This is a genomic window from Photobacterium japonica, assembly GCF_050337005.1.
GTDB lineage: Bacteria > Pseudomonadota > Gammaproteobacteria > Enterobacterales > Vibrionaceae > Photobacterium > Photobacterium japonica.
Window position 1 is genome coordinate 97602 of sequence record NZ_JAKJSN010000011.1, and the last position, 19333, is coordinate 116934.

General features: G+C 50.3%; 15 protein-coding genes. 7 read left to right on the forward strand and 8 right to left on the reverse strand.

The window, feature by feature from the left end; genetic code table 11:
- Positions 1–346: 346 nt before the first annotated feature.
- A complete protein-coding gene (secA, locus tag L4C36_RS04150; protein ID WP_428476525.1) occupies positions 347–3076 on the forward strand; it encodes a preprotein translocase subunit SecA in 2730 nt (909 codons plus the stop codon).
- Between the two features lie 137 nt (positions 3077–3213).
- Complete coding sequence (mutT, locus tag L4C36_RS04155) at positions 3214–3621, forward strand: 8-oxo-dGTP diphosphatase MutT (RefSeq protein ID WP_428476526.1); 408 nt, start codon at positions 3214–3216, stop codon at positions 3619–3621.
- A gap of 105 nt (positions 3622–3726) precedes the next feature.
- Here mutT and yacG read toward each other — a convergent pair whose 3' ends face one another.
- From yacG to nadC, 8 genes are all read right to left on the reverse strand, one after another.
- Positions 3727–3942: a DNA gyrase inhibitor YacG gene (gene yacG, locus L4C36_RS04160; RefSeq protein WP_428476527.1), complete on the reverse strand. Its 216-nt coding sequence runs from the start codon at positions 3940–3942 to the stop codon at positions 3727–3729.
- Positions 3943–3950: 8 nt separating this feature from the next.
- Positions 3951–4688, reverse strand: a complete 738-nt coding sequence (gene zapD / locus L4C36_RS04165; RefSeq protein ID WP_428476566.1) for a cell division protein ZapD — start codon at positions 4686–4688, stop codon at positions 3951–3953.
- A 79-nt stretch (positions 4689–4767) separates the two neighbouring features.
- Complete coding sequence (gene coaE / locus L4C36_RS04170; RefSeq protein WP_428476528.1) at positions 4768–5364, reverse strand: dephospho-CoA kinase; 597 nt, start codon at positions 5362–5364, stop codon at positions 4768–4770.
- A gap of 3 nt (positions 5365–5367) precedes the next feature.
- Entirely contained in the window at positions 5368–6249 is an 882-nt protein-coding gene (locus L4C36_RS04175; protein ID WP_428476529.1) for a prepilin peptidase, read from the reverse strand.
- An 89-nt stretch (positions 6250–6338) separates the two neighbouring features.
- Entirely contained in the window at positions 6339–7559 is a 1221-nt protein-coding gene (locus tag L4C36_RS04180) for a type II secretion system F family protein (protein WP_428476530.1), read from the reverse strand.
- A 116-nt stretch (positions 7560–7675) separates the two neighbouring features.
- Entirely contained in the window at positions 7676–9373 is a 1698-nt protein-coding gene (gene pilB, locus L4C36_RS04185) for a type IV-A pilus assembly ATPase PilB (protein WP_428476531.1), read from the reverse strand.
- Complete coding sequence (locus L4C36_RS04190; protein WP_428476532.1) at positions 9373–9798, reverse strand: pilin; 426 nt, start codon at positions 9796–9798, stop codon at positions 9373–9375. Before L4C36_RS04190 ends, pilB begins: the two co-directional genes overlap by 1 nt.
- 331 nt (positions 9799–10129) lie before the next feature.
- The gene (gene nadC, locus L4C36_RS04195) at positions 10130–11035 is read right to left on the reverse strand and encodes a carboxylating nicotinate-nucleotide diphosphorylase (protein ID WP_428476567.1); all 906 of its coding nucleotides are present in this window, start codon (positions 11033–11035) and stop codon (positions 10130–10132) included.
- Positions 11036–11389: 354 nt separating this feature from the next.
- Between nadC and ampD the strand changes: the two genes are divergently transcribed.
- The 5 genes from ampD to lpdA all read left to right on the forward strand — a co-directional run bounded on the left by ampD (position 11390) and on the right by lpdA (position 19305).
- Positions 11390–11935 (forward strand): 1,6-anhydro-N-acetylmuramyl-L-alanine amidase AmpD, encoded by a 546-nt coding sequence (gene ampD, locus L4C36_RS04200; RefSeq protein ID WP_428476533.1) that lies wholly within the window; start codon positions 11390–11392, stop codon positions 11933–11935.
- A gap of 330 nt (positions 11936–12265) precedes the next feature.
- Complete coding sequence (gene pdhR / locus L4C36_RS04205; RefSeq protein ID WP_428476534.1) at positions 12266–13039, forward strand: pyruvate dehydrogenase complex transcriptional repressor PdhR; 774 nt, start codon at positions 12266–12268, stop codon at positions 13037–13039.
- 83 nt (positions 13040–13122) lie between these two features.
- Positions 13123–15786: a pyruvate dehydrogenase (acetyl-transferring), homodimeric type gene (gene aceE, locus L4C36_RS04210; RefSeq protein ID WP_428476535.1), complete on the forward strand. Its 2664-nt coding sequence runs from the start codon at positions 13123–13125 to the stop codon at positions 15784–15786.
- 13 nt (positions 15787–15799) lie between these two features.
- Positions 15800–17698: a pyruvate dehydrogenase complex dihydrolipoyllysine-residue acetyltransferase gene (gene aceF / locus L4C36_RS04215; protein WP_428476536.1), complete on the forward strand. Its 1899-nt coding sequence runs from the start codon at positions 15800–15802 to the stop codon at positions 17696–17698.
- A 179-nt stretch (positions 17699–17877) separates the two neighbouring features.
- Complete coding sequence (lpdA, locus tag L4C36_RS04220) at positions 17878–19305, forward strand: dihydrolipoyl dehydrogenase (protein WP_428476537.1); 1428 nt, start codon at positions 17878–17880, stop codon at positions 19303–19305.
- Positions 19306–19333: the final 28 nt, after the last annotated feature.

Here is a 19333-nt window from a genome sequence, read left to right on the forward strand (position 1 = left end):
TGTGAATATGTCTTATTATAACCCGCTTAGGGGTACTGTGGCGAAGGCTGTCTGTCACGTGCAGTATGCGATGCTGTCGGTATGAACGGGCAGCAACGATCTGGAAAACTCCGGGTTTGTTTTCATTTTTCCCTTGAAATGATTGAATCAGACCACAATATCATTGTTATGCGTAGTTTTTCGGGTCAGCTTCCGTTGTCATACCAAATGGCGGATTTAGACGGGACAGGGATGGTAAATCCAAATTTGCACACCGTGTGGCATTTGGTGAATCCCCGTTGAAAAATTCAGATTTAGCAATTCAGCCATTTATGCAGCTGAAATAACAAGAGAAAACGGCAAAGCCATGTTATCAAAACTACTGACCAAAGTTATCGGTAGCCGTAACGACCGCACTCTGCGTCGTATGCGCAAAATTGTAGATCAAATCAACAAGCTTGAGCCTCAGTTTGAGAGCCTGCTTGACGAAGAGCTAAAAGCCAAAACGGTTGAATTCCGTGAGCGCCTTGATCAAGGTGAAGAGCTCGATCTGCTACTACCAGAAGCCTTTGCAACTGTCCGTGAAGCCTCTAAGCGTGTCTTCGGCATGCGTCATTTTGACGTGCAGTTGATCGGCGGTATGGTGCTGAACAACTGTCAAATTGCAGAAATGCGTACCGGTGAAGGTAAAACCTTGACCGCAACCTTACCGGCTTACCTTAACGCCTTGACAGGTAAAGGTGTTCACATCGTTACCGTGAACGACTACTTGGCCGCGCGTGACGCCGAAACTAACCGTGCCCTGTTTGAATTTTTAGGCATGACCGTCGGCGTGAACGTACCGAACATGCCGCCACAAGCGAAGAAAGACGCGTACGCCGCTGACGTGTTGTACGGCACAAACAATGAATTCGGTTTTGACTACCTGCGCGATAACATGGCCTTCCGCCCAGAAGACCGTGTACAGCGCGAACGTTTCTTTGCCGTGGTCGATGAGGTGGATTCCATCTTGATCGATGAGGCGCGTACACCGTTGATCATTTCCGGTCCTGCTGAAGACAGCTCTGAGCTGTACACCAAGATCAACTTGTTGATCCCACAATTGGTGAAGCAAGATCAAGAAGACAGTGAAGAATACCGTGGCGAAGGCCACTACACCGTCGACGAGAAATCCAAGCAAGCGCACTTGACCGAAAACGGCCAAGAGTTTGTGGAAGATCTTCTGAAAGAAAATGGCATGATGGCGGAAGAAGATACGCTGTACTCGCCAGCCAATATCAGTTTGCTACACCACGTGAATGCGGCATTACGCGCCCACGTGCTGTTTGAGCGCGATGTCGATTACATTGTAAAAGACGACGAAGTCATCATTGTTGATGAACACACCGGCCGTACTATGCCGGGTCGTCGTTGGTCTGAAGGTCTGCATCAGGCGGTTGAAGCCAAAGAAGGCACGAAGATCCAGAATGAAAACCAAACGCTAGCGTCTATCACGTTCCAGAACTACTTCCGTTTGTACAACAAACTGTCCGGTATGACCGGTACGGCAGATACGGAAGCATTTGAATTCCAGTCTATTTACGGCCTGGAAACCGTGGTATTGCCAACCAACAAGCCTATGATCCGTGATGACATGGGTGATTTGGTCTACATGACCGAGCTGGAAAAGTTTGCGGCGATCAGCGAAGACATTAAAGAGCGTGTTGAAAAAGGCCAGCCGGTCTTGGTCGGTACGGTCTCGATTGAAAAATCAGAATTACTGTCTAAAGCCCTGAAGAAGCAAGGCATTAAACACGAAGTGCTGAATGCGAAGTTCCACGAACGCGAAGCGGATATCGTGGCACAAGCCGGTGCATTGGGTGCCGTGACGATTGCGACCAACATGGCTGGCCGTGGTACGGATATCGTATTGGGTGGCTCATGGCAGACGGAAGCGGCGAAGCTTGAGAATCCAACTGACGAGCAAATTGCCCAGATCAAAGCCGATTGGCGTGTTGCACACGATGCCGTATTGGCAGCGGGTGGCTTGCACATTATTGGTACCGAGCGTCACGAATCGCGTCGTATCGATAACCAGCTACGTGGCCGTGCAGGTCGTCAGGGTGATGCTGGTTCTTCGCGCTTCTATCTGTCGATGGAAGATGGCCTGATGCGTATCTTTGCCTCTGATCGTGTATCCAACATGATGAAGAAGCTGGGTATGGAAGAAGGCGAAGCGATTGAGCACCCTTGGGTGACCAAAGCGATCGAAAACGCCCAGCGTAAGGTAGAAGGCCGTAACTTCGATATTCGTAAGCAATTGCTGGAATTCGATGATGTTGCCAATGATCAGCGTAAAGTCGTGTATGAATTGCGTGACGAGTTGATGAATGCCGAAGACATCAGCGACATGATTGAACAAAACCGTGAAGACGTGATTTTGTCTGTCATTGATGCGCACATTCCACCGCAATCGCTGGAAGACATGTGGGACATTGCTGGTCTTGAAACGCGCTTGAAAGATGACTTCGATCTTGAATTGCCAATTCAAGAATGGCTAGATACCGAAGACAAGCTGTACGAAGAAGCGTTGCGTGAGCGTATCGTTGAGAAGGCTGTAGAAGTCTACCGTCACAAAGAAGAAGTGGTTGGCGCGCAAGTGCTACGCAACTTTGAGAAAACGGTGATGCTGCAAAACCTTGATACCTTGTGGAAAGAGCACTTGGCCGCGATGGATCACCTGCGCCAAGGTATCCACCTACGTGGTTACGCGCAGAAGAACCCGAAACAAGAATACAAGCGTGAATCGTTTGAGCTGTTTGAAGGCATGCTGGAAAGCTTGAAGTCTGATGTGATCGCCATCTTGAGTAAAGTGCGCGTGCAGCAGCAGGAAGAGGTTGAGCGTGTCGAAGAGGAACGTCGTCGTTTGGCGGAAGAACTGGCCCGTCGTCAGCAATTCCAGCACCAAAATGCGGCGAGCCAAATTGCCGATGAAAGCGCTGAAGAGGGTGACGATAGCGCCCCTTACCAGCGTGATGAGCGCAAAGTGGGCCGTAATGAGCCTTGCCCATGCGGCTCTGGTAAGAAATACAAACAGTGTCATGGTCAAATCAACTAATTGTTGAGATACCAGACAACAAAAGGCCGCGTATGCGGCCTTTTGTTTATCTGCTTATCTGTTTATATTTTCGAAACAAGCCGATAAGCAGCAGAATAAGAAAAAAGCAGAACTGGTCAACATAGATAGGGTTGAGTGTGGATAAGAAGCAAGTGTGGATCTCGGCAGGGATCATTTTAAATACGACACAGGACAAAGTGTTTATCACCCGCCGTGCAGCGACCGCGCACAAGGGCGGTTTTTGGGAGTTTGCAGGTGGCAAAGTGGAAGCGGGTGAAACGGCGGAGCAAGCGGTGATCCGTGAGTTACACGAAGAAGTGGGCATAGATGCGACTGCGCTTGAGCATTTCATGGCCTTAGCGCATGAATACTCCGATAAAGCCCTGACGTTTGATTTTTTCCTGATCACCGCGTTTACCGGCGAAGCATACGGCAAAGAAGGTCAACCCGGCGAATGGGTGGCGTTAGATAAACTGCAAGACTACGCGTTTCCGGAAGCCAATGCGGTGGTGTTGGATAAACTCATGGCGCGGGTTGTAAGCTGACAATGATTGGGTAAGCTGTGGTCCTGTGGTCCTGTGGTCCTGTGGTCCTATTTAGGAATACAGCAAGCCATTTATCCTTAGGGCCACAGAGCCTGTTAACCGCTTTTAATATCCCATATCTTCCGACCAGCCATCAGAGTCTGATAGATCCGGTGCGCCTGGGATGGCTTTTTCTTCTTCGGCCCATTCGCCCAAGTCAATCAGTTGGCAGCGTTTCGAGCAAAACGGGCGGAAGGGGCTGGCGTCACTCCATACGACCTTGGCTTGGCAGGTTGGGCATTTTACCACCGTGATAGGGGTAGCAGCAGGGGGCGTTGACATGAGAAACCTCAGCAAATCGTTAGTTGAAATTCAATCGTGTCCGCTATGCTGGTGCCTTCTTCAAAAGGCAGAAAGCGAATGGCAAAGCGACTGCGATGGCCCGATATCATAGGATAAACCCCATGGTTTGGGCAAATATCGAGGCGCAGTAAATTGGCCTTATCGGCTTCATGTTGAAAGAACCCGCCACGCGCGACACATTGCTGTGTTTGTCCGGCACCACGGATCAGGCGAAGCAACAAAGTGAGCGCCACATTCAGCGCACGGATACTGTCGAGCCAGCGCTGAATATCGACCCGCTGTTGTGCCGGCGGTAAATGTAACCAATGATGCAAAATAGGTAGGTCAAAACAGCAACTGCCGCCGGGAATGGATAAGCGCTGTTTGATTGCGCCCAGAAAACGATCTTCCCGCAGATCTTGGCCCAAGCGGTTGGTGGCCAACAAATGACGGTGCGCCAATTGCAGATGATCAAGGTGCTCACGCAGGGCGGTTTGATCAACGCCATCGATATTCAGCCATTGCTTGAGTTTGGTGCGTTGTTTTTCTAGATCTTTGGCTAGCTCTGTTTTGAGCTGGCTTTGTTCCAACACTTCCAACAAGTCAAATAAACCACGAAAGAACACTTGGTGTTGCCAAGGATCGCTGAATGCACTCGTCTGCTTGATTTGACGGATCAAAAATTCCAGCCGTAAATAAATGCGGGTTTTCTCATTTAGCGGGTGCTCAAAGCGGTTCATTTGCATATCCATGTATCCCAAGGCGTGAAATATCCCACAGTGTGTAGCGATGAGTGTGTCGTTAGTCGTGTGACGGTGGTGCCGTTTACTCGCACAGTGCAAGGTACTGTTGGTGCAGGGCGGCCACTTGTTGTGGTAAATCGTCACCGTTGCCATTATTGCAAATCACATCATCCGCGGCGGCCAAGCGATCTTGTCGCGAGGCTTGTGAGGCCAATATTTGCTTCACTTGCGCGGCCTCGACCTTATCGCGCTGTTGGGTGCGGGCGACTTGTAAGGCTTCGTCCACATCCACCACCAATAAGCGATCCGTCAGCGTTTGCAGGTTGTTTTCCACCATCAGCGGCACCACCAACAGGCAGTATGGCGAGCGGGATTGTGCAATATCCGCCAGCATTTTTTCACGGATCATCGGGTGCAATAACTGATTGATCCAGTCTTTCAATGCCGGCTCGCTGAAAATGGCTGATCGTAGCTTAGCGCGATCAAGATGGCCGTCTGTCAGCAAGATGTCAGCACCTAATTTTTCTTCGATGGCACGCAGGCCCGCCGAGTCCGGTTCGACCACTTGTCGGGCAATGATATCTGCATCAATAATATCAATCTGATAAGCCGCAAACAGATTAGCGACGGTGGTTTTACCGCTGCCAATCCCGCCCGTAAGGCCAATGACAAGGCGCATGGTTTACATTCCTAAATAGCTCGAGAGGTACCAGTTTACCAGAGGTTCGCCCCATAAGATGGCAATCCACCCCGCCAGCGCCAGATACGGGCCAAAAGAAAACGGCGTTTGGCTGTCAGACTGCTGCATCCGCATCATGATTAGGCCGCAGATCGCCCCCAGTAGCGAAGACGTCAGCACCACAAACGGCAGTAATTGCCAGCCTAACCATGCGCCGAGCGCAGCCAGTAATTTAAAGTCACCGTAGCCCATGCCTTCTTTACCGGTGATTAGCTTAAACAGCCAATAGACGCTCCACAGCGAGAGGTAACCGGCCATCGCGCCGATTACTGCATCTTGCAGGCTAAGCGGTGAATAGCCGATCACGGCCAGTAAGATCCCCGCCCACATCAGCGGCAGGGTGATTTGATCCGGCAGCAGCATGTTATCGATATCGATAAACGCCAATGCGATCAGGGCAAAGCTAAAGAAAATGACCGCGATCGCCCATTCAGAGGTCGGCAAGACCAGCGCGACCGTCAGGGCGACTAACGCGGTAAAGGCTTCGACCGCCGGGTAGCGAGCACTGATCGGCGTTTGGCAATGCTTACAACGGCCTTTTAACACCAACCAACTGATGACCGGAATGTTTTCCAATGCGCTGATCGGGTGTTGGCATTGCGGGCAGCGGGAACGCGGCACACTCAAATTGAACGTGGGTTGCGGCTCGGCTGCTTCACCGCTGGGTGCTGTCTCAGGGAAATATTCCGCACATTCGGCTTGCCACTGGCGTTCCATCATGATTGGCAGACGGTAAATCACCACATTGAGAAAACTGCCGATCAGCAGCCCGAAAATGGCAGCAAAAACGGGAAACAACCAAGGGGTCAGGGTGAGCAAGTCCATGTACGATCTCTCATCGGTATTGAAGGGGGAATATTGTAGGGGAATTGAGGTTGAGATCCTAGAATCTCAACCTTTTGTGCAGTAGCGCGTTAACCAATCACACTCATAAGGGTAAAGATTGGCATATACATAGCGACGAGTAAGCCACCGATAAGCCCCCCCAGAACGATGATGATTAGCGGTTCAAGTATTTTTCCAAGGTTATCGACTGTGTTATCAACTTCTTGCTCATACAAGGTGGCCATTTTATTGAGCATGTCATCGAGTGAGCCGGATTCTTCCCCGATCATGGTCATCTGCAGCATCAGTTCGGGGAAAATGTCACACTGACGCAGGGCAATGTGCAGCGGCATCCCCGCCGCCGTATTAGCATGGGCTTCCATAGCTGCTTGTTCAATGTGTAAGTTACCGGTGGTTTTAGCGGCAGATTGCAAGCCACTGAGCAAGGGGATACCGGCACTAAACGTCGTCGCCAAGGTACGAGCAAAACGGGCGACCGTGGCTTTAAGAAGTACCCCGCCGATAATAGGGATGCGTAGATTGAAGCGGTGTACCGATAGTTTAGTTTTGTCAGAGCGCTTATATTGGTAACTGAAAAGAACGATAAAAGTAGTTAAACCCAAAGCCAAATAGAGGCCATAGGCAATGAGCCAATCTGACATATCAATGACAAGCTGGGTAAAAGCGGGAAGTTCAGCCCCAAAGCCCTTAAAAATAGAGGCAAACTGAGGAATGACAAACACCAACATCATAATGGTGACACCGATGGCTGTCAGAGTCACCATGGTGGGGTAAATCATCGCCTTGATGACTTTTTTGCGCATCTCTTCGTGCTTTTCACGGTAGGTGGCAATACGCTCAAACACTTGGGCTAAGTGACCGGTTTGTTCACCGGTGGCAATGAGGTCGCAATAAAAATTATCAAATAAGGGAGAACTGGTGCGCATGGCGCGCGCCAGTGAGGACCCTGACTCAACTTGAATCGCTACCTGTGACAATACGGCACGCGCTTCGGCTTTATGATGGCTATCCGCCATGAGTTTGAGTGCTTGTACTACCGGCACTCCGGATCCGACCATGGTGGCGAGCTGGCGGGTGATGGCGGTGATGTCGGTAGCTTTAACCTGATTACGCAATTTGCTCAACGTTGAGGGGGCGCGATGTTTAAGCTTTTTGACCTGAATACGTTGCTCGGTCAGTTTGGCGCGCACTTCTTGCTCTTGAAACCCCAACATGACACCAGAGAGTTTTTTCCCTGCTTGGTTCACCCCACGCCAGTGGTAATAACGAATGCGGCTGGCTTGTGCCATACTGTGACTTCCTTGTTAAACATGATAAAAATAACGTGCTGCACGGTATGCGTTATCGTGGGTTGAGTATCCGGTTCATCAGCATCACCCCAAACCTCAACCCATGCACTCGGCCATTAGGCAAAGTGCAGCACGCGTTGTAATTCGCTCAGGCTGGTGACGCCGTCGCACAGTTTCTCGACCCCGGCTTGTTGCAAGGTCATCATGCCTTGCTGGCAAGCAAGGGTTTCCAGTTCTAACGTCGTGGCCTTGGCCATGAGGGCTTGGGCTAGTTCACGGGAGAAAGGCATGACTTCATAAATGCCGACGCGGCCGATGTAGCCTTTGTTGCATTCGTCGCAGCCGAGTTCGCTGGCTTTATACACCACCTGAAAGGCGGGGATCTTGAGTTTTTCTCTTACAAAATCATCAAGGTCATCGACCAATTTGCAGTGTTTGCACAAGCGGCGTCCCAAGCGCTGAGCAATGATCAGACTCAGTGAGGAGGCCAAGTTAAAGTCTTCAATGCCCATGTTGGTCAAGCGGGTGATGGTTTCGGCGGCTGAGTTAGTATGCAGGGTAGAGAGTACCAAGTGACCGGTTTGGGCGGCTTTTACCGCAATACCACCGGTTTCAATATCGCGGATTTCGCCGACCATCACCACATCCGGGTCTTGACGTAAAAATGAACGCAGGGCTTCGGCGAATCCTAGACCGACCGTGGTGTTGATTTGTACCTGATTAATGCCCGGTAAGTTGATTTCCACTGGATCTTCCGCCGTCGAAATGTTGCGCTCATCGGTATTGAGAATCTTCAAGCCGGTATACAAGGAAACAGTTTTGCCGCTACCGGTCGGGCCGGTCATTAGTATCATCCCCTGCGGTTGTTTGAGCGCATCGAGGTAGGCCTGCTTTTGTTGGGGGTTATAACCGAGAATATCGATGTCTAAGTTGGCGCTGGAGCTGTCCAAAATACGCAGCACCACTTTTTCGCCCCACAATGTGGGTAAAGTCGACACGCGCAAATCGATCGCCAGTGTTGGCGAAATTTTGAGTTTGATCCGTCCATCTTGTGGCTGACGGCGCTCGGCGATATTGAGCTTTGACATCACCTTTAAACGGGTCGACAGTCGGCGCGACAGCGTAGCCGGTGGCGTGGCATGTTGATGCAAGATCCCGTCACAACGCAGCCGAATGCGGTAGGTTTTCTCATACGGCTCAAAGTGAATGTCCGAGGCACTTTTACGTACCGCATCGAGCAGAATTTGGTTGATATAACGGGTGACTGGCGCGGTATCGGTACTGATGTCAGTCGCTTCTTCGACGGTTTCACCGTCACTGAGGTCGACCAAGTCGCCTAAGTCACTGTCGCTGACGCTGGGTTGGCGCTGGGCACTTTGGCCGTCAATGTCGCTGCCGTAAACACGGCGAATGGCGGCTTCAAGCTGTTTGTGATCGAGCAGCAACGGTTCAACGCTTTTGCCGGTGGTAAAGCGAAACTCATCCAGCGCATCGTTCAAGGTGGGGTCGCTGAGACCAATGAACAAAGTGCTGTCAGTGGCATGGAGCGGCAACACTTTATGACGCAAGATAGGGTCGCGCAGATTGAGGTTTTTACAGCAGTCAGCGTAGTCGTATTGGTGAACATCGACTTGGGCGATGGAGAAAATCAATTCCAATTGGCGAACCAATTCACCACTGGTGAGGATCCCCAGTTGTAACAAAGCCGAGGGAACAGAGGTCCCCTCAGCTTGTATCATGTCCACCACCTGCTGCTGCTCTGCCTGACTAATCAGATTAGCCTGATGCAGAATGGAAGCGAGGTTGGTGTGCATTATGCGCAGTTGCCTGGTTTTAGTTTTGCATCTGCAATTGTTGTTGTGCAAGTCCACACGCCAGTTGCCATAGTACGGCTAAGAGTAATAATCTTAGTGTTAATAGCTGGTGATGAATTGGCAAAAGTGTAAACCATTGTTGATGTCGTTGGATCAACGGTAAATGAAATTGCCCCTTTAGAACCGGCTGCAGAACCATTAACATCAGCAGGAGTAGCAGGGAATACACCATTATTCAATACGTGATCTTCAACATTAGTTTTTAGTGCTGCTAATTCACCGAGGCCAGTATTCGCTTCAGCTTTTGCTACGTAGTCTTGGTATGCTGGAATAGCAAATGCGCTCAAAATACCGATGATTGCAACAACGATCATCAATTCAATCAAGGTAAAACCTTTTTGCATCTTTCTTACTTGCCCTTTCATGTTTCTTTCCTTTTTAAATTTTCCAAATGTTTAGCTAACAAGCCGAAGAGTAATTTCGGTAGGGGAAGGATATGCCCTTAGCACAATAGGCAGAATTCACTAACATTGATTGCTCGGCTCAGTCTAAAAAAAAACCAAACATGTTACATGCATTTCATTTCATACTGCGATTGAGTGTGAGCTTTTTCGCCCTATGGAATCAAAATCGGGGTGTTTTCTGACTCACTTCGACGAGGTGGAAGTGGTGAGGAAAAAGACAAAACGGGCAACATTGAGACAATGATCACTATGATGCCCTACTTTTAAAAAGGAGATAAGGAGGTCGAGACGGTTATTTCGGCTGGAAGCGCATGGAAAGATCCATGGCGCGCAGGTGCTTGGTCAGTGCACCAACGGAAATATAGTCGACCCCGGTGCTCGCCATCTCGCGGATGGTCTCTAGGGTGACGTTGCCGGAGTTCTCTAGTGCTGCACGCCCGGCATTGAGTGCCACGGCCTCGCGCATCATGTCTAAGGTGAAGTTATCCAGCATGACAATGTCAGCGCCCGCGTCAATGGCTTGGCGCAGCTCATCCAGCGTTTCGGTTTCTATTTCTACCGGCTTGTCGGGGCATTGGGCTTTTGCTGCAAGAATAGCCGCGGCAATGCCGCCACAAGCAATGATGTGGTTCTCTTTAATGAGGTAAGCATCATACACACCGATGCGGTGACTGAAACCGCCGCCACAGGTCACGGCATATTTGAGCGCGCTGCGCATGCCGGGAATAGTTTTGCGGGTGTCGAGTAAGCGACAGCCGGTGCCTTCCAGTTGGCTGGAATAGGCCGAGACTGTGGTGGCACAGCCTGATAAGGTCTGAATAAAGTTCATTGCGGTACGCTCGCCAGTAAGCAAGGCGCGTGAGGGGCCAGTCAGCGTACACAGGGTTTGATTCGGCTGCACGCGATCGCCGTCTTGGACGTGCCATTCAATTTTGACGGTACCGCCAAGCTGGTGGAAGACTTCTTCCGCCCATTGTTGACCGCAAAAAATACCCTGTTCGCGCGTGATGAGAGTTGCCACATCGTGGCTATCAGCGGGGATCAGGTTAGCGGTAATGTCGCGGCTGGCGTCAATGTGGCCATGCTGGCCGATGCCGAGATCTTCATGTAGCGCATCGGCGACGGCGCGGCGGATCTCGCCAGGAAGTTGTTGTTTGAGCGCCTGTAGGCGAGTGGCACTGTCGTGTGTCTTTTCCATTTGAGTCATGACAAGTCCATAGCAAGAGAGTAGAAAGAGCGGTTCGATACCGCATTGTTCACGATGAAAGCATACAGGGAGGGGAGAGGAGATCCTATAGTTGTTGCGGGAAAATCGGATAAGGCAGAAGCTATGGTCCTATGGTCCTATGGTCCTATGGTCCTATGGTCCTATGGTCCTATGGTTCAGAAGAGTCATAGAGGATCGAGTGTTAAGTGAAAGCGGGATGATTGGAAAGACTTGACTTGTTTTCGTGGCTCAGCGAGTCTGCCTCGAACCTCGAACCTCGAACCTCGAACCTCGAACCTCGAACCTCGAACCTCGAACCTCGAACCTCGAACACAGGACTTTTCCATGTTTACGATTAATCAGCATCACTGGCTAGAAGGGGTGAAGCATGTCCCTTCCCCGTTTTATGATGAACGGGAAGATGAAGACGATATCTCTTTATTGGTGATCCACAACATCAGTTTACCGCCCGGTCAGTTTGGTGGCCCGTATATAGAGCAGCTGTTTACTGGGCAATTGGATCCTGCGGTGCATCCTTATTTCACGTTGATTCATAAGTTTCGTGTCTCAGCTCACTGTTTAATCCGTCGCAATGGCGATATCATTCAGTTTGTGCCGTTCAATGGTCGCGCTTGGCATGCGGGTTTCTCGCAATTTGCTGGGCGTGATAAATGTAATGACTACTCGATAGGGATCGAGTTAGAGGGCACGGACACCCTTCCTTATACCTCTGCACAATATAAGACGCTGTCGGCATTAAGCCGTGTGTTGATGGTGCACTATCCACGGATTGATAGCGGTCGGATCACGGGGCATGAATTTATTGCGCCGGGACGAAAGACAGATCCGGGCCTTGCGTTTGATTGGTTCGCTTACAAGTCATCGTTGTGATCGGTGACCTGCCCTGTGGCGTTTGGCGACAGGGTTCGCCTCTTTATTTCGGCTGAGGCCGGTGTGGCTCTGCGGTTTTTTGACTTTTCGTGGCTTTGTCTTTGCCTCTCTATCTGTTGATGACTTTTGCTCAACATGTTTTAACAAGATTTCACAAGTTGAAATTTTTGTTAAATCCACCTCCATTCTATGATTTCAATCAAGTTGTCGGTAGACATCTTCAATTATTTCTGTAAAATTTCTCTCAACCGTTAATTGGTAAGACCAATTACCCGCAGTAATGCCGGACTGTCTAGAGACGTAATAAGTACAACGAAGACACAATAATAAATGACTTATAAACGCATTCGCCAACCCAAGCTTTCAGATGCTATCGAGCAAGAACTCGAGCGACTGATCCTGGAGGGAACCTTATCCCCCGGGCAGCAGTTGTTGCCTGAGCGTGAGTTGGCTAAGCAGTTCGATGTCTCTCGTCCTTCCGTTCGCGAAGCGATCCAGCGTTTAGAAGCCAAACAGTTACTGACCCGCCGTCAAGGTGATGGCACCTTTGTTAGCGAAAAACTGTGGCAGCACTTTTCTGATCCGTTACTGGCGCTGTTGTCGGCGCACCCTGAAACCCAGCGTGATTTGCTGGAATCCCGTCATGCACTAGAAGGCCTTGCTGCCTACTATGCAGCTTTGCGGGGGAATGATGACGATTTTACCCGTATCCGCGCGTGTCATACGCGGATACAGGACGCTCAGCAACAAGGCGATTTATCGGCCGAAGCCGCCGCTGTGATGCAGTACTTGATCGCGGTAACCGAATCCGCCCATAACGTGGTGCTGCTGCATATCATGCGCAGCCTGATACCGTTGCTGGAGCAAAACATATTACAAAACTTTGAGCGCTTGAACCGCCGCCCTGAGGTGGTGGAAAAAGTGCGAAATCACCGAGCCACTATTGTCCAGGCGATCGTTTCGGGCGAGCCCGAGCGGGCCCGTGAAGCATCGCATGCACATTTGGCTTATATCGAGGAAACCCTGTTGGATTTATCGCGTGAAGAGAGCCGTCGTGAACGCTCACTTCGTCGGGTTCAACAACGCAAGGACGGGCTGGATTAATACTGCTCATTACAATGAAAGAGTGGTCGTAAACAGTCGCGACATTGTTAGTTTTGTAGATTATCAACGAAAGGATAGATCGCATGTCTGAAGTCATGAAAAATGACGTGGATGCACTGGAAACTCAAGATTGGCTTGAAGCCCTTGAATCAGTCGTTCGTGAAGAAGGTGTAGAGCGCGCCCAGTTCCTACTTGAGCAAGTACTGGACAAGGCTCGTCTTGATGGCGTAGATATGCCAACAGGTATCACTACCAACTACATCAACACCATCCCAGCCGATAAAGAGCCTGCGTATCCGGGTGATACCACGCTTGAGCGCCGTATTCGTTCCATTATCCGTTGGAACGCGATCATGATCGTACTGCGTGCTTCGAAGAAAGATTTAGACTTGGGTGGCCACATGGCATCTTACCAGTCTGCGTCTGCGTTCTATGAAGTCTGCTTTAACCACTTCTTCCGCGCCCCTAACGAGGTGGACGGCGGTGATTTGGTTTACTACCAAGGTCATATCTCTCCAGGTATTTATTCTCGTGCGTTCGTTGAAGGTCGTCTGACTGAAGAGCAGCTAGATAACTTCCGTCAAGAAGTCGATGGTAAAGGTATTCCTTCTTACCCGCACCCGAAATTGATGCCTGAGTTCTGGCAGTTCCCAACCGTTTCTATGGGTCTTGGCCCGATTTCTGCTATCTATCAAGCACGCTTCCTGAAGTACTTGGAAGGCCGTGGTCTGAAAGAAACGGGCGCACAGCGCGTGTACGCGTTCTTGGGTGACGGTGAGATGGATGAGCCAGAATCACGCGGTGCGATTTCTTTCGCTGCCCGTGAAAAGCTGGACAACCTTTGTTTCCTTATCAACTGTAACCTACAGCGCCTAGACGGCCCGGTTATGGGTAACGGTAGCATCATTCAAGAACTAGAAGGCCTGTTCAAAGGCGCTGGTTGGAACGTTGTTAAAGTGATTTGGGGTAGCAACTGGGATTCTCTACTTGCGAAAGACACCACCGGTAAACTTCTTCAGCTAATGAACGAAACCATCGATGGTGACTACCAGACATTCAAGTCAAAAGACGGCGCTTACGTGCGTGAGCACTTCTTCGGTAAGTACCCTGAAACAGCTGCACTTGTTGCAGACATGACCGATGATGAAATCTTTGCGCTTAAGCGTGGTGGTCACGATTCATCTAAGCTGTTTGCTGCATTCAACAATGCAAAAGAGACAAACGGCAAGCCAACGGTGATCCTGGCGAAAACCGTTAAAGGTTACGGCATGGGTGAAGCCGCAGAAGGCAAGAACATTGCGCACGGCGTGAAGAAAATGGACATGACCCATGTTCAACACCTGCGTGATCGTCTAGGTCTAGAAGACCTGCTTTCTGATGAAGACATGAAGTCACTTCCTTACTTGAAGTTGGAAGAAGGCTCTGCAGAGTACAACTACCTGCACGCTCGTCGTGATGCGCTACACGGTTACACACCTAAGCGTCTGCCTAAGTTCACACAAGAATTTAAGGTACCTGAGCTAGAAGATTTTGCCCCACTATTGGGTGAGCAAAAGCGTGATATCTCAACTACGATGGCTTACGTACGTACGTTGAACATCTTACTGAAAGATAAAAACATCGGTAAGAACATCGTGCCAATCATCTGTGATGAAGCCCGTACGTTCGGTATGGAAGGCCTGTTCCGTCAGGTGGGTATCTACAACCCGCACGGTCAGGAGTACACCCCAGAAGATAAAGGCATCGTTTCTTACTACAAAGAAGCAACGTCTGGTCAGGTACTGCAAGAAGGTATCAACGAACTGGGTTCAATGGCATCGTGGGTAGCGGCGGCAACGTCTTACAGCACCAACGATCTTCCAATGATCCCGTTCTACATCTACTACTCAATGTTCGGTTTCCAACGTATTGGCGACATGGCATGGCTAGCGGGTGACCAACAAGCACGTGGCTTCCTATTGGGCGCAACAGCCGGTCGTACCACGCTAAACGGTGAAGGTCTTCAGCACGAAGATGGTCACTCACACATCATGGCGAACACAGTACCGAACTGTATCTCTTACGATCCAACGTTTGCTTACGAGCTAGCGGTTATCATGCAAGACGGTATCCGTCGCATGTACGGTGAGAATCAAGAGAACGTTTACTACTACCTAACAGTAATGAACGAAAACTACGCGATGCCAGCGATGCCAGAAGGCGCAGAAGAAGGCATTCGTAAGGGTATCTACAAGCTAGAATCTTACGCCGGTGAGAAGAAAGTTCAGTTGATGAGCTCAGGTACGATCATGAATGAAGTGCGCAAGGCCGCACAGATCCTGAGCGAAGAGTACGGCGTAGCGTCTGACGTTTACTCTGTGACCTCTTTCAACGAACTGACGCGCGATGGTCAGGATGCAGAGCGTTTCAACATGCTGCACCCAGAAGCAGAGCAGAAAGTCCCTTACATCACAACGGTACTGGGCAATGAGCCAGCTATCGCTGCGACGGATTACATGAAGAACTACGCAGAGCAAGTACGTGCGTACATGCCTTCTGAGTCGTACAAAGTGTTGGGTACTGATGGCTTCGGTCGCTCAGACAGCCGTGCGAACCTACGTCGTCACTTTGAAGTGAATGCAGGTTACGTGGTTGTGGCTGCACTGACTGAACTGGCTAAACGTGGTGATATCGAGAAATCTGTGATTGTTGAAGCAATCAAGAAATTCGACATCGACGCAGACAAGATCAACCCGCTATACGCGTAAGAGGCAATTAAACATGGCAATCGAAATTAATGTACCGGACATCGGTGCGGATGAGGTTGAAGTTACTGAGATTCTTGTGAGCGTAGGCGACAAGGTTGAAGAAGAACAATCTCTTATCACAGTAGAAGGCGACAAGGCTTCTATGGAAGTACCGGCTTCTCAAGCGGGTATCGTGAAAGAAATCAAGATCGCAGTGGGTGACTCTGTCTCTACTGGTTCTCTTATCATGATCTTTGAAGCAGAAGGCGCAGCAGCGGCTCCTGTGGCAGAAGCACCAGTAGCGGCACCTGTTGCAGCAGCTGAGCTGAAAGAAGTGCACGTACCGGATATCGGTGGTGATGAAGTCGAAGTGACTGAAATCATGGTTGCCGTTGGCGACAGCATCGAAGAAGAGCAATCGCTTCTTACTGTTGAAGGCGACAAGGCTTCAATGGAAGTGCCAGCACCGTTTGCGGGCGTGCTAAAAGAAATCAAAATTGCAGCGGGCGACAAAGTGTCTACCGGTTCATTGGTTATGATCTTTGAAGTTGCAGGCTCTGCGCCGGCAGCGCCAGTTGCACAAGCAGCGGCACCTGTAGCGGCACCTGTAGCGGCACCTGTAGCGGCAGCTCCAGCAGCCTCTGCAGCGAAAGACGTACACGTGCCAGACATCGGCGGTGACGAAGTTGAAGTCACTGAAATCATGGTTGCGGTTGGCGATACAGTAGAAGAAGAGCAATCTTTGATCACTGTTGAAGGCGACAAAGCTTCAATGGAAGTGCCTGCACCGTTCGCGGGCACCATCAAAGAAATCAAGATCGCAGCGGGTGACAAAGTGTCTACTGGCTCACTGATCATGGTATTTGAAGTGGCCGGCACTCCGGTGGCTGGCGCAGCACCTGTTGCGGTAGCGGCACCGGCGGCTTCAGCACCAGCTGCAGCGCCTGCGGCTCCGGCAGCAGCACCTGCAGCAACGGGCGAATTTGAAGCGAACAACGAGTACGCGCATGCGTCTCCGGTTGTACGTCGTCTTGCGCGTGAATTCGGCGTGAACTTGGCGAAAGTGAAGGGCACGGGCCGTAAGCACCGTATCTTGAAAGAAGACGTACAGAACTTCGTTAAAGATGCACTTAAGCGTCTTGAGTCAGGTGCTGCAGCGTCTGCTTCGGGTAAAGGTGATGGCGCAGCATTGGGCCTACTGCCTTGGCCGAAGATTGACTTCAGCAAGTTTGGTGAAACAGAAGTTCAGCCGCTATCTCGCATCAAGAAGATCTCTGGCGCGAACCTGCACCGTAACTGGGTGATGATCCCGCACGTTACACAGTGGGACAATGCAGATATCACTGCGCTAGAAGCATTCCGTAAAGAGCAGAATGCCATCGAAGCGAAGAACGATACCGGCATGAAGATCACACCACTTGTGTTCATCATGAAAGCCGTTGCGAAAGCACTAGAAGCGTTCCCAGCGTTTAACTCTTCACTTTCTGATGACGGTGAAAGCCTGATCCTGAAGAAGTACGTGAACGTGGGTATTGCGGTAGACACGCCAAACGGTCTTGTTGTTCCTGTCTTTAAAGACGTGAACAAGAAAGGGATCTACGAGCTATCTGCAGAACTGGCAGAAGTATCGAAGAAAGCCCGTTCAGGCAAGCTAACGGCTGCTGACATGCAGGGTGGTTGCTTCACTATCTCGAGCCTAGGCGGTATCGGTGGTACAGCGTTCACACCAATCGTGAATGCACCTGAAGTCGGTATCTTGGGTGTGTCGAAGTCTGAAATGAAGCCTGTATGGAACGGTAAAGAGTTTGAACCGCGCCTACAGCTTCCACTGTCACTGTCATACGATCACCGTGTGATTGATGGTGCAGAAGGTGCACGCTTCATTACTTACCTAAACGGTTGTCTATCTGATATCCGCCGTTTGGTGCTTTAAGGTTTCCTATTGCGTTAACCCCCATGCCCGCTCGGCGGGCATGGAAGTGTTGCGTAGCTCACAGGCTGTTGCACTGCCACTTTTGCTTTGTTAACAACTCTGTAAAATTGTTAGTTAACTGAAACAAAATGCACTGACGAATAGCCTGTTAGGGATAAAAGACTTACAACGAGGTCATGATGAGTAAAGAAATTAAAGCCCAGGTAGTGGTATTGGGTTCAGGCCCTGCGGGTTATTCTGCGGCATTCCGCAGCGCAGATTTGGGTCTAGAGACCATCCTTATTGAAAAGTACAGCACGCTAGGTGGTGTATGTTTGAACGTTGGCTGTATCCCCTCTAAAGCGCTACTTCACGTTGCGAAAGTAATTGAAGAAGCGAAAGCGATGGCGGAGCACGGCGTGGTATTCGGTGAGCCTCAAACCGATATCAACAAGATCCGTTTGTGGAAAGACAAAGTTATCACCCAGCTAACTGGCGGTCTTGGCGGTATGGCTAAGATGCGTAAAGTAAACGTGGTGAACGGTTACGGTAAATTTACTGGCCCGAACACCATCGTGGTTGAAGGCGCAGATGGCCCAACAACTGTCACGTTTGATAACGTGATCGTCGCGGCAGGTTCTCGTCCTATCGAGCTACCGTTTATCCCGCATGAAGATCCACGTATCTGGGACTCAACTGACGCGCTAGAGCTGAAAGAAGTACCAGAGAAGCTACTGGTTATGGGTGGCGGTATCATCGGCCTAGAAATGGGTACGGTTTACCACGCATTGGGTTCTCAGGTCGACGTTGTTGAAATGTTTGATCAAGTGATCCCTGCTGCCGATAAAGACATCATCAAAGTCTTCACGAAGCGTATCAGCAAGAAATTCAACCTGATGCTGGAAACGAAAGTGACCGCGGTTGAAGCGAAAGAAGACGGTATTTACGTGTCAATGGAAGGCAAAAAAGCGCCTTCAGAAGCCACGCGTTACGATGCGGTGCTTGTGGCTATCGGCCGTGTACCTAACGGTAAACTGCTGGATGCTGAGAAAGCCGGTATCGAAGTGGATGAGCGCGGTTTCATTAACGTTGATAAGCAAATGCGTACTAACGTGCCACACATCTTCGCGATCGGCGACATCGTGGGTCAGCCAATGCTGGCACACAAAGGTGTGCATGAAGGCCACGTAGCGGCAGAAGTCATTTCAGGTAAGAAGCACTACTTCGATCCTAAAGTGATCCCTTCAATTGCCTATACTGAGCCAGAAGTTGCGTGGGTCGGTAAGACAGAGAAAGAAGCGAAAGCAGAAGGCATTAACTACGAAGTTGCGACCTTCCCATGGGCGGCATCTGGCCGTGCTATCGCGTCTGACTGTGCTGACGGTATGACGAAGATGATCTTCGACAAAGACACGCACCGTGTGATCGGTGGTGCTATCGTCGGTACAAACGGTGGTGAGCTACTGGGTGAAATCGGTCTAGCGATCGAGATGGGTTGTGATGCGGAAGATATCGCATTGACTATCCACGCGCACCCAACGCTACACGAATCTGTTGGCTTAGCTGCTGAAGTGTTTGAAGGTTCAATCACTGATTTGCCAAACGCAAAAGCGGTAAAGCGTAAGTAATTACCTCGCCGTTGTTTGAATAAGAAAA